At 47.9% G+C, this 13,967-nt stretch carries 10 protein-coding genes and 2 pseudogenes; 8 read left to right on the forward strand and 4 right to left on the reverse strand.

Going from position 1 to position 13,967, the window contains the following annotated elements; translation table 11 throughout:
* Positions 1 to 392 precede the first annotated feature (392 nt).
* Positions 393 to 1,538 (forward strand): annotated as a pseudogene (locus ACIQVE_RS01465) (IS3 family transposase).
* A 246-nt stretch (positions 1,539 to 1,784) separates the two neighbouring features.
* Here ACIQVE_RS01465 and ACIQVE_RS01470 read toward each other — a convergent pair.
* Together ACIQVE_RS01470 and ACIQVE_RS01475 are read right to left on the reverse strand one after the other, a co-directional pair.
* Positions 1,785 to 1,964 (reverse strand): MarR family transcriptional regulator, encoded by a 180-nt coding sequence (locus ACIQVE_RS01470; RefSeq protein ID WP_402803824.1) that lies wholly within the window; start codon positions 1,962 to 1,964, stop codon positions 1,785 to 1,787.
* A gap of 952 nt (positions 1,965 to 2,916) precedes the next feature.
* The gene (locus ACIQVE_RS01475; protein WP_402803826.1) at positions 2,917 to 3,279 is read right to left on the reverse strand and encodes a histone-like nucleoid-structuring protein, MvaT/MvaU family; all 363 of its coding nucleotides are present in this window, start codon (positions 3,277 to 3,279) and stop codon (positions 2,917 to 2,919) included.
* 1,474 nt (positions 3,280 to 4,753) lie between these two features.
* Here ACIQVE_RS01475 and ACIQVE_RS01480 point away from each other — a divergent pair.
* A complete protein-coding gene (locus ACIQVE_RS01480) occupies positions 4,754 to 4,927 on the forward strand; it encodes a carbon storage regulator (protein WP_402803828.1) in 174 nt (57 codons plus the stop codon).
* Positions 4,928 to 5,243: 316 nt separating this feature from the next.
* Here ACIQVE_RS01480 and tssD read toward each other — a convergent pair.
* Positions 5,244 to 5,728 (reverse strand): annotated as a pseudogene (gene tssD / locus ACIQVE_RS01485) (type VI secretion system tube protein TssD).
* 306 nt (positions 5,729 to 6,034) lie between these two features.
* Here tssD and ACIQVE_RS01490 point away from each other — a divergent pair.
* The 3 genes from ACIQVE_RS01490 (at position 6,035) to ACIQVE_RS01500 (ending at position 10,482) form a co-directional block, all read left to right on the forward strand.
* Positions 6,035 to 6,460, forward strand: coding sequence for a hypothetical protein (locus ACIQVE_RS01490; protein ID WP_402803830.1), 426 nt, complete (start codon positions 6,035 to 6,037; stop codon positions 6,458 to 6,460).
* A gap of 391 nt (positions 6,461 to 6,851) precedes the next feature.
* Entirely contained in the window at positions 6,852 to 8,480 is a 1,629-nt protein-coding gene (locus ACIQVE_RS01495; RefSeq protein ID WP_402803832.1) for an EAL domain-containing protein, read from the forward strand.
* Between the two features lie 499 nt (positions 8,481 to 8,979).
* Positions 8,980 to 10,482 (forward strand): PEGA domain-containing protein, encoded by a 1,503-nt coding sequence (locus ACIQVE_RS01500; RefSeq protein WP_402803834.1) that lies wholly within the window; start codon positions 8,980 to 8,982, stop codon positions 10,480 to 10,482.
* A gap of 240 nt (positions 10,483 to 10,722) precedes the next feature.
* Here the strand turns inward: ACIQVE_RS01500 and ACIQVE_RS01505 are convergent, their stop codons facing one another.
* Positions 10,723 to 11,223 carry a porin family protein gene (locus ACIQVE_RS01505; protein WP_402804040.1) on the reverse strand — a complete coding sequence of 167 codons (501 nt, stop codon included), beginning with the start codon at positions 11,221 to 11,223 and terminating at the stop codon, positions 10,723 to 10,725.
* 287 nt (positions 11,224 to 11,510) lie between these two features.
* On the opposite strand from ACIQVE_RS01505, the gene ACIQVE_RS01510 reads away from it, so the two are divergent.
* From ACIQVE_RS01510 to ACIQVE_RS01520, 3 genes are all read left to right on the forward strand, one after another.
* The gene (locus ACIQVE_RS01510) at positions 11,511 to 12,203 is read left to right on the forward strand and encodes a DUF3313 domain-containing protein (RefSeq protein WP_402803836.1); all 693 of its coding nucleotides are present in this window, start codon (positions 11,511 to 11,513) and stop codon (positions 12,201 to 12,203) included.
* 235 nt (positions 12,204 to 12,438) lie between these two features.
* Positions 12,439 to 13,257, forward strand: a complete 819-nt coding sequence (locus ACIQVE_RS01515) for a transcriptional regulator (RefSeq protein ID WP_402803838.1) — start codon at positions 12,439 to 12,441, stop codon at positions 13,255 to 13,257.
* Positions 13,254 to 13,736, forward strand: a complete 483-nt coding sequence (locus tag ACIQVE_RS01520; RefSeq protein WP_402803840.1) for a hypothetical protein — start codon at positions 13,254 to 13,256, stop codon at positions 13,734 to 13,736. The genes ACIQVE_RS01515 and ACIQVE_RS01520 overlap by 4 nt, the downstream gene beginning before the upstream one ends.
* Positions 13,737 to 13,967 lie beyond the last annotated feature (231 nt).

Here is a 13,967-nt window from a genome sequence, read left to right on the forward strand (position 1 = left end):
CAGTTGACCGAAGTCGGCCATTGCTTGATGCAGGAATACTCCATGTCTTCATCGATGCAACCTTTTCGCTTGCCGATGCAGCTTAAGCGCACGAACGAGCGGCGCTCGGGCATATCCGGGGGAAAATAGGCCGGACGGTTCTCTGACCTTTAGATGACGGTAGATCCGCCGATTGCCAGTCTACGCTTCCTGCTAGGGCTTCTAAGCTTAAAGCAATCACAGAGGCCGAGACGGTGATGAAGATAACTGGAAGAGTCGAAGACAAAATCGGGACGGTCGTTGTTTGCGATGTGTGTCACTGCTCAACCTGTCTACACGCTGAAGGGCATTGATCTGGATTAATGATTCTGGACACCCCTGAAGGGCAGTAATCTACGCCCAACGACGAGGTCGTGATTTTGACTAGACGGTATTTTTGGACAGATTTCAAACGGGATGCGGCTGGCCTGGGTTGGATAAAGACTATTCGGTAAGTGAAGCCTGCGAAGCGATGGGGGTAGGCCCCAAAACTCTACGCCGCTGGGTTGAGCAGTTGCGCGAGGAGCGCAACGGTAAGACGCCCGAAAAGTCCAAGGCCGTGCCCCCCGATCAGCAACGCATTCAGGAACTGGAAGCAAAAATCCGCCGGATTGAGCGCGAGAAGGAAATCTTAAAAAAGGCTACAGCTCTCTTGGTGTCGGATTCCTTCGATCGGTAAGGCTGGTCGAGGAGTTAAGTGAGCAATACCCAAAATCCGAGTTGTGTGGCGTGTTTGGAATTAACCGCAGCAGTTATTACGACCGTCTGAAACTGGTGGAAAAAATTGATGTTGAGCGCGATCGCCTAAAGATTAAGGCTATCGAACTGCATCAGCAAAGTCGCGGCTCAATGGGCCGCGCGGCATGTCAGAGGCGTTGCGTAACGAAAAGTAGTCGGTAGATCGCTAAATGGCTCGTAGCCTGATGCGCGAAATCGGGTTGAAGAGCCAGCAACGGCGCAGGCACCGTTACAAACCCAGCGGTGCGAAGGCGCAATACGCCCCAACCATTTGGAGCGTAAATTCAACTTTGAGGCACCCAATTAAGTATGGTGTGGGGACGTGACTTACATTTGGGCTGGTACTTAATGGGCTTATCTGACTGCGGTACTTGATCTGCATGCCCGACGCATCGTCGGCTGGGCGATGACCAGAAGCCCGGATTCGGCACTGACCTGTCGAGCGTTGAAGATGGCTTTCGAGTCGCGAGGACGCTCTGAAAATTTAATGTTCCATTCTAATCAGGGCTGTCATTACAGCACTAAAATGTTCCATGAAGCGTTGTCGGACATGCGGATAAAACAAATCATGAGTAGACGAGGAAACTGCTGGGATAACGTCCCGATGGAGCATTTCTTTGGCAGTTTGAAATATGAATGGATAGCCAAGGCCGGTTATCGAAACAAAGACGAGGCCAGTACTGATGTATTGCGCTACATGGACCCACTACTACAATCGGATCAGGCTGCACAGCTACAACGGCTATCGAACTCCGGTAGCCATGGAAGCCTTGGCGGCATGAGAAATAATCTAAACCCTACAACTGTGTCCAGTATCGTTTGACCAGATCAGCCGAGCAAAACCAGCCGATAGAATGAGTCAAAGTAATGCGAGACTATTCTGCGCACAAGAGCTTTTCCAACAGCCTCTTCTGCCTCTCCAATTCCTCTGTTGTGAGGGACCCCGTGAACTCATTCATTGCACCGGCCTCCATCGTCGAAAACTTGAATCTCGAAGCATCGCCCTTGCTGGTCAATACCAGGCGAACCTAGCGTTTGTAATGCCCGTGGCCCCGAATCATCAATCCTTTGCGCTCAAGGCGATCCAGCATTCGAGTCATCGAGACGCTGTAGATGGAAAGGTGTCGGCAAAATGCGACTGCAGTGTTATCCCCACGAAAAATAAGCTTCAACACTTTGATTTGCGCAGCGGTAATGCCGAGTGACATCCAATGACGATCCAACAGCCGATTTTTTCAGCGCAGCTGTCCGCCCGAGTAGTATCCCGAGGTGGAAATTTTTAAAACTCGCGGCGGAGAAATTAGGCATTTGTTCGGCGTCAATACACAGGCACGTGATCGTAGAGCTTACCGCTGCATTAAATCAATCTCCTCTCTGGCACCAGATTTTTTTGAATGGCAGGACCGATCATCTGGTTCTGCCGCAACCAGAACGGGCACTCCAATAACTCGTCGACTCGCCCTCACCCCAACAAGCATGGATCCCGCGAGGCGCCCGCGGGCCAAAATTATAACGAAACATCGCGGAAACCAGAGAGGCCAAGCCTGGGCGTAATGTGTGGACGGTCTTTTATCGGACGACGTGCGAGTGCTAGAAATATTACCGCGACAACTGCGCTTATGACCTCGCCGTTCTTTGAAATGGTCTCTTGATGCACTTGTGTGCTATTCACGATTCGATTTAAGCATATCGCAAGCTCCGAAGCAGAGCTTATAACCCCGACCCGACGCATAGACTGCTATACGCCTCAAGCAAGCAAAGAATGGTAAATGGACAAAACGTTGCAACTCCACACCACCAGTCACTTCGACAAGAGCGAATGCTTATGAGCGTCGTTAGCTTGTGCCTTGCACTCCTGCTATCACGCCCCCTCCTTTGATTCCTACATCGAACATGAACACTGTTCTTCACTGATCACTGAGTTGAAGGCCAAAGTGTCATGCCTATCGGGGGGCACACCACTTCATCATGTGTTGCCCATCCTGAGCCTCGAGAACCCAGCGAGCATTACGCCTTAGAAATGCCAGGCCGCATATCGCGGCATCATTGGGAGGGACGTAGGGAACGCAGGGCACGTAAGGGTAAATTTTTCGAGTAAACGACAGAGCGTATATCTACGCTCCGTCAAGAACCGCGCCAAGAAGACTCTAGCCGAGGTGATTACTTGAGCCAAGATTCGACAGTGTCTGAACCATATTGAGCCTTCCACTGCTTCAACGTTTTGTGGTTGCCACCTTTGGTTTCAACGACCTCACCGGTTTGAGGATTTTTGTATACTTTTATTTGACGAGTTTTACGCAGGCCAGAATGAAGCCCCCCCGTGTAGGCTTGTCGATTCACCTGTGGATCTAGCAAGTTAATGATGTCTTTTAAACTATAACCGTACTGCCCAAGCAAGGCGCGGAGCTTGGTTTCGAATTCAATTTCCTGCTTTAGACCGGCGTCACCCTTCAAGGTTTCCAGCGCTTTTAACTGCTCGGCGAGGTGTTTTTCGAGCAAACGGAATTCTACGAGTTTCGACATGGTGCCTCCAAATAATAAGCTGATTGACGGTATACTCTAATGATCAACATACTTGTTTGCAACAGATTTGCTAGAAGAGATTTTTTTGTCATACGACCTTCCTAACAGCTTGGTGCTACATTCTATTTTAAGCTGCAGACTGGCCTAAATGGTTTAGTGCTATTCCCGCGAAGCGTAGCGCCTCCCTCCCATCTATACATCAGCTCAGCGAATCGTCGTTTTGCTGGCGAACCACAATCCCGGCAATCGCACAGGGCGGGGGCAATCGGCAATCGGCAATCGCTGCTTTAAATCACCTCGGAGAAAGCACGGAGCGACGTGAATAACTAACACCAAACAGTACTTCTCCTGATAGAAGCTCGTAGATCATCGTAAGGGAACGCCGCCGAAACGTCGCACTTTATGCAATGGTCACCTGCTATGATCTGAGCATCAAGCAGACGACGGAATAGAACTTAAAACATTGATTCCGCCTCGCAAAAGTGCTCGCTCCACAATTTAAATACATCTCTTCTATCGCTCCCAGTCAAGATAAAAGATGGCAATTAAATCGCACACCCAATGGAGAAATCACGCAAAACAAATGCCCGAAAACACAACATCGCTTGTTATCTACAAGCTAATGTTAATCGCACTATCATGCCATGAAAATCAATAACAAATTCGAATTTGTTTATTTGCAGACCATGATCAAATTCAAACCAATAAGATTTTATCGGGACGACGTTATGTTTGATTTGGTGAAACGTTAACCAGGCTGACCATTTGAAAATTACACCCCCCAAAGATCATGCACCTCCTATTAAGGTTTTATCGTCACGCCTCACCCGCCGCTTACTTGATGGCAGTTTGGCGTCAAAGCTGAAGCTCTTCGCCCCGACGCTTAGACACCCCCCCCCACCAGAGCACAACACCTAAACTATCGGCAGCTAAAGTAGAAATAAATGAGACAACCAGAATTTTTGCGCCTAACGCTCAGATAAATGGCCGAGAGCAAACGTATAAAAATACGCAAGAATCCGAGCGGGAGATGGTTAACGCGAATATGCGAAGAAGCGGAGCCGATTCGAGCACCGCAATTCAGTTGTGACGCCTCACCTGCAGGCGGGGAGTATGACCATACATGCGTTAATGGGAGAACGCCGACTGAATGCGTAGTAGGGCAGGATGACAAAAACGCTATGGTCAAGCCATGGCAGATAGGAGCTGATTATCATCTGAGCGTGGGCTTTCGCAGACTCAATCTCCATGCAATGTTTTTCTTCTTCAAGTATTTCCATCTTGCCCACCTTACGTACACATTCCATCGATCTACTCCGCTACCTGAGAAAGTGAAAACCAACTACCCGCTACCTACTTTCAGGCCTGGCCCCAGCACTGCTAGTGGCCAGGGCAACGTAAAACAGTTAATCATTATTTATTCACCCTACTATCCGCACCTGAGTACGCTATAGAGTCAATCGTAAAGAATTTTTTGCTTATACTTAACAGGCGGATTGGTGAAACCATCGTCATTAACGGCGACATTAGGATTACAGTTCTAAGCATCGAAAGACAACGCACGGCAAGGCTATGCATTGCAAAACCAAAAAACATTGAAACTTACCAAAAAACCATTCGAAGAAGTAACCGAAGCGCTAAGCACTGAAAAGGACGAGTCGCCATAAATTTCGCCTGAAAATTCTGAGCCGTTATAGAGAATTTCGCGATGGCGAGGTCATTACTTTCACTGAAGTGAAATTAACCGCCATCAGCGCAGACCGCCACCTAATCTTTAGTGAGGGTGCAGATAGGCCCGGACGCCGCCCTACAAAAATGGGAAAATGTATCTGGATTACGCCAAAGTCGCGCGGATAAAAATCAATCTTATTCACGGAAGCGATTTTCGGGGAAAGGTCAGAGGCCATGCACCACGCCAAAAATGACATCGACCACTACGACCAGCCGCGTCACGTCGAGAATGTCTAGCGAGTGACCAGAGAACGCCAATCATCAAAGCCCGACGCACCACTAACTCGTGCGTCCTGGTGATTTATGGGAAGTGAAATGCACATCTTCTAAAATGAGTAAAATGCGCGCGCGCAGAATGCTGACAGTTATGCAGGTAATCTTTAATGTGGACGATTATCGCTCCCTCAAGCTTGGTGGTGCAGTAATGCTCCTGAGTGCATTGGGCAGAGGTGCGAAACCACTGAATCTCGACCGTGGCCGTGCGCTCACCCGATTTGAGCGCAGCAAGCAGCAACGGCGATGCCTTGTCAAAAACGCCTATTTCTTCCAGAGGCTTGTGAACGCGCTGCCCCACGGCGTGTCAAGGGATAAGAACTTCGCGCGTAACATCCTGGACCATAACCTAGTCCTCATACCCCTCTTGATAAGAGTCTCCAGCCGAGTCAACGGTGAAGGCACCTGCGGTATTCAAACCTTGCTTCCTGACGGCAACCGACATGCGATGGGGCAGCCATAAGGCTGCTCTCCTTGCTGAAAATAAAACCCGCAGCTGATAGCCTCGGGGCGAAATAATTGCCGTATCCGCCATAGATAAAAATCAGAAATGATCAATAGTCGATTTTTACCCAAAGGCCACCTCTACCTTCCTTGGAAACCGCGACCTCAAACACTCAGTCACCCTCCACGCCTCGGGAGATCACTGGCGTGCCCTTTCAACAACGTATGTTTTTGATTTTATCAATCGCTCGATGCCCGCTAAAATCATGTTTGGACAGCCAAATCGGCCATTTCTCTATGGAATTTTGTGTTCAAACCTAAACGCAAGCAAATCCAAATGACGCAAAAATTATTCAGATTCGTATTCGCAATGGCGATTTCGTTGGGCGCAGCTCACGCGTCGGCCGAAACTGCCCCCGACTTCGTCCACCCCTTGGATTTTAATGGTTCTAACGAACAAAAAAACCTGACAATTTCAACCATTGAGAAGCGTGTTGAAGCCAATTTATGCAGCGGCCCCATCGTCTTCTGTCAAAAAAGTACCATACGACTCACCGAAAATATCGAGCTACACGCATTTAAAGCACTAACAAAAGAGAAAGACAGGGCAGCAATGGATAGGATAATTGACAGCCAATGCTCTAGCACATCTAAATACTGCTCATATTCGCTGATTCATATGCTGTATATTAATGCGACTCAATCACACCTAGACAAATTAACATGGGATTAAAAATGAAAAAAATGATACCTCTATAGTCTCGCGCTTTGCGCTTGTCAAAGCTATGCACGGGTCAATCCTATCTTGGGCGAGAACAGTGAGCGAGGCAGCCAATCACGGCATTTCTTACCTTACCCCCCCCTGCGAAGCGTTATCACCATGTGAACTGTTCTGCTTCGTGCTTTCAACCATATGCTGTGCCCGCTTCAAGCGGAAACCGACAGAACTGCCGGCGCCCGTCAAATTATTATGGAAATAATGAAAGATAGTTTCAACAGTTGCAAAACAACCAGCCTCACTGGGGCCGTTTGACCGCAGGACGCGCGAGATGACCACCGTATCAAATGCTTGACCGTTCAGTGTCTATACTTTCGACATAAAACCCAAAAAGAAGGGTTCACCTGTGGCTAAATCCCCACGCCCCCTCTCGTCGATGGGCATAAAAAGAGAGGGGACTGCGCCTGCTCTTATGAAACGCTTTCGTCTTTTTTTTGTGGGCTCGACAGCGGTCTTAATTTTGGGAGTCTCCTGGCTCGCCGCTGAAGTAATCGCTAAGCGTTACATCACCGAGTCTATGCAAGACCTGTATCCGGCTATCCAATCATCCCTAACGGAAGTTAATGCGCAGATTGACAGCACTCTATCAGCGTTAGCAGAGCAAAATACCCAGGTAGAACACTGTTCCGAAGGCAGTCATTTAGAATTATCACGCCTGGTGGCAGCGAACCGATACATTTATGAAGCAGCGATTAGACTGGAAAATGGGGCAGTGTGCACGTCCTATGGCCGCGCATTACAGCCTCTCCCAACACTCAACAGCGCACAGTATTATAAATCAGGCAAATTAGATTACTGGCTTCAAAACGGAAAAGCCGGCTCGAATGATGATAGCTTCATAATCGTCGCCCAAAAATCAACCTTTGTATGGTTGAATAAAGGGATTCTCCTGAGCACCTTAGACCTGCCTGATGATTACGATTTTGACCTGATCGAGCGAGGAAGTTTACGTTCGGTATTTTCGTCCACCCGTGATCCAATTTCTTTGAGGACTCTACCCCCTTCAGGCACATTAGCGTTTTCTGAGGACAAAATCTCGTACGTATTTGAAAACCAGTGGCCAGAGCTACTCTCTGTGATAACGACATCGCATGTATTATATCAACGACTGAGAGCAATTTGTTTTATAAGCATATTTTTTATCTTCGCAATCATCTCGATCGCAGTAACTGTTGGAAGCTATCATCTATACAGCCTTCATATCTCACTTCTTCCAAAATTAAAAAAAGCGATAAAGCATTCCGAACTGCACTTACACTATCAACCAATAGTCAACATGACAACCGGCAAGTGGAGTGGCGCAGAATGCCTGATCCGCTGGAATGCCAACGGCAAATCTGTTCCACCTTCTGTATTCATCCCACTAGCTGAGAAAGCGGGTCTTATGGCAGAACTCACTAGATGGGTGATTACCAGAGCAACTGAGGATTACACCGAGCACTTTAGAAAATGCGGGAATCTCTATATTACAATTAACCTTTCCGCTGCAAATGTGGAAGATGAGACTTTTCCGGATTTCGTCCATGGTTTATTTTTGCGCCATCGAGTACCGGCAAAATCGATTTTATTCGAAATTACTGAAAGTTCACTGCTAAATAAAGGCAAAGCCTCTATTATTCTCCAACAATTGCGCGACCTAGGTCATCGCCTTGCCGTGGATGATTTCGGAACAGGGTATTCGAGCCTTTCATACATAGAGGAGTTACCGGTGGACATCCTCAAAATTGACCGCTCTTTCTTGACTCCAGAAAAAATAAACGCACCTGATGCTCTTTGGCCACATATCGTAAAAATGGCCAAGTCGTTAGGACTAGAGGTGGTCGCAGAAGGTGTCGAAAACGAGCGCCAGGTCACCTCGCTACGCAAGAAGGGAGTACGCTTAGCGCAGGGTTGGCATTATTCTCGAGACCTTCCACCCGAGCTACTCACACAGCAGTATTTAACGCAGGCAGCACTCTCGCCTCCCCATGATTAGCCCAAAGGAATCCGCCCCCCCTCCCCTCTGCGAGATCGGGGTTGGCTGAACGCAAAAATGCCGCTATGGAGATGAACACTCCTCTACCATACTCGTCTCCACTCCCCCAGCCTTCGAATCGTTCAGCAAACCAGTCAATGCCAAGCTAGGAATAGATGGGCAGGTAACGCTTGAGCACTGCATCAAGACGCCCCCCCCATCGACTGCGGAGGAAAGGACGCCGACTCAGGCTGATCGCAAATTCTTAGTGGGAGGATCGTTGTTGCTAATCAGGCCTAGCAGACCGTACTAACGATTTCGCGCACCACCGCTACGTACCAACCTGTACAGAGGGCACGCCAGGCGACCGAGAGGCGCTTTCCCGTAGAAACCCCAGACGTCCAATTTCAACGGATTTCAAGCGAGCGAGACACAAACCACATAGATAATTATTGATTGGGTTTGCCGGGCTGTTTTTGCTTTCATTCGCCTAACTCTACCGACCAGGGACCGTTTTCGCATGGAAAACACTCGATCCATATCTCTCACAACCAATAAAAACCCAACGATTTCCTGTTTAACGCCAAAGAAACTGCTCGCCCTCTCTGGCGCAGTCCTTCTTTTGCCCTTATATAGCTTTGCAGGTGGAGAACCGCCCATTGTCGCTGCAGGGTCCACGGCGGCAGAAAAAAATGCACAACCCCAGCAAGCCATCGCACAACCTCCGCGCGCTACGCCAGAGCCGACAGCAGCATTAGCCTCCGCTCAAGCCACGCCGGTCAGTTTGCCAACCCAGCGCGCCCTCGCCGAGCAGAACACCGCGACGACTTCTACCGATAGGTCAGAAACGTCTCAGGGCGGAGGATTACCGACTACTGCTCCTACCAAAATTAGTCCCGATTCTCCCCCATCTCTGCAGACATCTACCCCCCCCGCTGCGTCAACTGCTAAAACGAGCAGTCCTATCGCGCCCTCCACAGCACGGGAAACCGCTCCAGCCAATAATTCCGCTCCCTCTAAGATTAACGTGGTACCGACGCAAGCACCCACTCCTGTTGTTCAGCCATCAACAGAATCAAATATCGGAAATATTAGAGAGGCGTTACGCGCCAAACAGAAGGAACTGCTCGAACTGGAGGAGAGAGCCACCAAAGCAGCCGAGGGATTAGCCTCCCTAGAACTGGATTTGAATGAAGCGAAGACTTTGGAAGCGCGCCTGAAACAGACGATAGTCTTAGAAACGGAAAATTTCCTTCAGGGCAAAACTACGGTCAACGGACTCGACCAAATCAGGGCGGAGTACGTCACTCAAAACGACCAACGGGAATCGCTTCAGAATCAGTACATCAAGATGAAAAAAATCTTCGATGTTGCCACAAAAAAAAGCAACAGCCTCAAGGTAAGTATTGCTGAGACTGAAACTTCGCTCACACGCTTGGAAAATGCACGAGATAAATTAGCGATAGCTGAAACAAGGAAATCATTCCCAAAGGAAATGACCTTTGTTGAAAACCTTAGTTTTAAATGCTCCACTGCCAAAGGTTTGTCCTACTGCCTTGAAGAGAAAAACATCACGTCGTTGGTTCAAGAAAACATAGCTCATCACTACTCCATGGCATTGCGCAAAAATCCTAACGCCTTCAGGAAGGTGCCACCTTTTAGCGAAAACGATCTGTCTTACAGCTTTAACCATTCGTTCAAAAATGCTCAAATGGACATGAATGGCTTCGTAAGCGCTACCGTTCAAATCAACGCGACTTTACATCCGAAATCATCGTTGGCTTGTACAATTTTAGACATCAATCCCCAGCTATGCACCAATGCGCTGTATACATTGACAGTACGTAGCAACAAACATGACGATGTGGTCAGCATTGACGGCGCCAAATATGGCCATACCCCCTTAGTCTTGGCGCTGCCTAAAGGTTATCATTCCATCCAGGTAAACTCACAGAAAATGGAGCAAACCAAAAAAATCTTGTTAGACAACGACAAAGTAATAAATTTTAAATTTAAAATTTAAAATTTAAAATTCACCCGAAGCATAAGGGAACATGAAAATTGCTCCTTTATGCTGTACTCCTTAATACATCCAATAAAATACCAGCGGCTCGGCACGCTTAGGACTAAAACCCCAACCGCGCCATGCAATTTACAACACCAACAAATAAAAAAACGCACTTCAAATCTGGGCCGAAATTTTTACATTCGCGCTTATCAAAACATAACGGCCCACCACGAAAGCGGGCCATTATTTACAATATTAGAACAGAGCAAATACGGAAGCTGAGGTTTGTTCTACATCAATTTTACCTACTTCAAGAATTTCGTATTCGACCCGCACGCCAACATTTCGAAAAACATCCAGCTCCACACCCGCACCATACGTCAAGTCGAAACCAGTATCATCCTCATCGACATTGCCGTCGGAATCCCAGGCATGCGCGCCAAGGCTACCGTACATACGGATACGCTGACCCAGCGGAAAACCCACGTGAGCTGCTACCTGCGCCGATTTTCCTTCAAACTTTTTCTCTCCTTCCTTGAAATCACCCAAATCTACCAACGCCCCCTCAAAAGCTAGATATCCGTTTGCCCGATATCCGGCATAAGCTTTGTAGCTCGTATCGTCATCACTCAATGCTCCCTTATCCACGGCCACGCTTGTTATACCCCCACCGACATACAAACCTTTATCATCAGCAAATGCCTGGAGAGACAACAAAGATACTAGCGAAGCGACAGCCATGCTCTTGAAATGCATATTTTTATCAAACCCCATTCTTGGTTTTTTCACGAGAGGGAATGGATATCCCTGCTGTCATAATTCCTGATCACGCCCTTTCAGGGAAATCAACAATTCACATTTCCCCCATCTCAAGCCTCGCCAGACAACCATCACACTACCCCAAACATAACAACGCTCAATGTAAAACAATGATTTTCATTAGCTCAGGCAACCCGCTACCCTTCGCCGCATTGAAAAGACAGCAATACTCGTCAAAATTTCCAGACTGAAGATTACGGACCTCAATGTACATACGAACGCTTTTGTCTGCAGTTGTCTTGATAGGCTTAGCAGGCTGCTCAACCATTCCCAAGCCGGAGAGCCGTCAATCGGGCTTCCTTGACGACTACAGTCAACTCGAAAAAGATGATGCGTGGCCCAGCAGCCAGTATTGGGTAGACCCACATCTGAAATTGGCTACGCCAAATAAAAAGCGCATCTACCTTGAGCCCCCCCTATATTACCTGGCCGGGGAAGATCTGAAATTTTTGACAGAGCATCCTGAGGATGTAAGCAAAATGCTGCGCTATCTACACCAGGCTCTCTTATATGAGTTTCTCACTGCAGGTTACGAAATCACCACACAACCCGAGGCTAATACTTTTTTGCTGCGCACAGCAATAACCGGCGCAAAGCGCACTCCTCGAGATGTTACGCTACTGGAGTACCTTCCAATTGGAATGATCCTATCGGGCAGTATGCATTTCGCCGGATTTCGCGACGAAAGCGTGAGAATATTTTTTGAGTCCGAGTTGCGCGATGCCCAATCAAAAAAGCTATTGGGACAATCAGTGAGTGTCAGCACCGGTAACAATGTATCCCCCAGAGCCGAAGCCACTGTAGAGGATACCTACCTGGCGCTCGATATGTGGGCGAAACAGCTTCGAGAGCGCGCCGACAAAACTTATTCAACCAAGCAGAACTCTCACCCAATTTCCGATAAAGAAGAGAGATGAACCTGATAGAAACCTTTGGGGTTTTTTGAGCATTGCTTCGCCGACCTTTGCAGTAATGCCCTTCCTCTAGGCCGCCCTCTAATGCTAGCGCTAAAGCGCATTCTGCAGGTTTGCCTTAGGAAAAAACAAAAATGTCAGAAACGTTTTGAGAATGGTAAAATGAGCTACGCTTAAGATCAACATTCAACATGAGTCTACTCCCAAAGACCCAATCCACCTGAACGGACGACGGAAAATGAGCTACTCTTTCAAGTTGAAAAATGGTGAAATTGCTATTTTCGACGCGGAGAACTCTATACTCTCCATTACAAGCGTACATGGGGAAATCAATCGCTCAACTCTCGGCAGAGCTGAGTCACGCCTCCTTAGTTTATTGCTGAGCGACCCAGGAGCCACTAAAAGCCGGAACGAAATTGTCGAATATGTATGGGATGATCGAGTAGTAGCCTCTGGCAGCCTCAATCAGGCCATTTTTTCGCTTCGCAATACTCTCAACGACAGTCGAGAGCATGAAATCTTGATGACCGTGCCGCGCCGAGGATACCGTTTCAATCGGGACTATCTGGTCAATTCTATGGCAAATGAACCCGAACCCGCTTTGCCGGAAACAGCTGCCGACCCGCTGCAACCAATTTCGCCGCCTCCCTCCAACGAAAGTCCTTTTTTTAACGCTCCCCCCCCCAAGAAAAAACGCAAAATTAACAGTTTAATGGTTGGATATGCCTTACTCGCACCACTCACAGTGATTACAATTTTGCATATCACACCATTTGGCTCGTCCAACGTCGCTGCATCAAAGCTTGAGATCGGCGCGGTCACGCTGAACTTTGTAGGCACCGACTCTAATAATGCTGCAACGTTAAAAAAATCGCTTTCTGCCCAGCTAAAAAATTTCCCTGAGAAACTAAACGGGAATGTATGGATTAGCTCTGACAAAACAAGCTATTCGATTTCATGCATCCGCACTGATCAAAGCACGTTAAATTTGCAATACGAAACCAACCAGATAGAACTTCAGAAAATGATTCAACAATGCTTGGAGCAGCCCATATGACGCCGAAAGTGAAACGCAGCTTGCACTGGGCGCTCATAGGCGTTATAGCGCTGGGGTGCATCTTTGAACTGGCGGACTCTGACACGCCGTATAAAGAAAACACGGGGTATCATACTTTTTCCCGTCAAGCTCTCAGCAGCGGCAATCAGTTTAGCACTGAAGAACACCTAATTATGAATCAGCGAACATTTACCCTCACCTCGATTGAAAACATCAACGCCAAACCACAAAGCGGTACCATCACCGCCGAAGTGCTAACAGCCGATAAATTTGACGCACAAGCCCAGATCAAAAAATTAGATCTCAAGCAAAATTCTGACTTGTCGCTCGCTGATGTTAACCCAGCTCTGTTTTTCAAGCGCCAGTACGCGCTACAAGAGGGGTCTATTCTGAGCTATAAATTTTTTCCAACCCCCAACAAAGACGCATTGTGTTTTTATATCCAAGAACTGAATCGGTTACGCTGCATGCATAACTGAAAGTACACCCGGGCCATCATTCGGCACTTTCTGCGGCTGGTGGCCTGGAGTAAAAACCCTTGACATGATACTCCCACTCTTCTTGATCCTCCGCAGCCCGCACTCCCCCCCTCTTCGCGTAATCATAATTTTTAATTTCCGTATCGCCGTAAAATTTCCGATAATCGATTGTGCGAGCTTCTTCATTAGCACCGGAGATTACATGCGGCAATTCACATTGAAAAATCTTTC

The organism is Pseudomonas sp. NPDC098747 (genome assembly GCF_044760045.1).
Classification (GTDB): Bacteria; Pseudomonadota; Gammaproteobacteria; order Pseudomonadales; family Pseudomonadaceae; genus Aquipseudomonas.

Bases quoted from the DNA above. Each gene is read 5' to 3' on its own strand.
- ACIQVE_RS01520 (WP_402803840.1), top strand. From the start codon at position 13,254: ATGACGCCGAAAGTGAAACGCAGCTTGCACTGGGCGCTCATAGGCGTT.
- ACIQVE_RS01515 (WP_402803838.1), top strand. From the start codon at position 12,439: ATGAGCTACTCTTTCAAGTTGAAAAATGGTGAAATTGCTATTTTCGAC.
- ACIQVE_RS01475 (WP_402803826.1), bottom strand. From the start codon at position 3,279: ATGTCGAAACTCGTAGAATTCCGTTTGCTCGAAAAACACCTCGCCGAG.
- ACIQVE_RS01470 (WP_402803824.1), bottom strand. From the start codon at position 1,964: ATGTCACTCGGCATTACCGCTGCGCAAATCAAAGTGTTGAAGCTTATT.
- ACIQVE_RS01500 (WP_402803834.1), top strand. From the start codon at position 8,980: ATGGAAAACACTCGATCCATATCTCTCACAACCAATAAAAACCCAACG.
- ACIQVE_RS01505 (WP_402804040.1), bottom strand. From the start codon at position 11,223: ATGCATTTCAAGAGCATGGCTGTCGCTTCGCTAGTATCTTTGTTGTCT.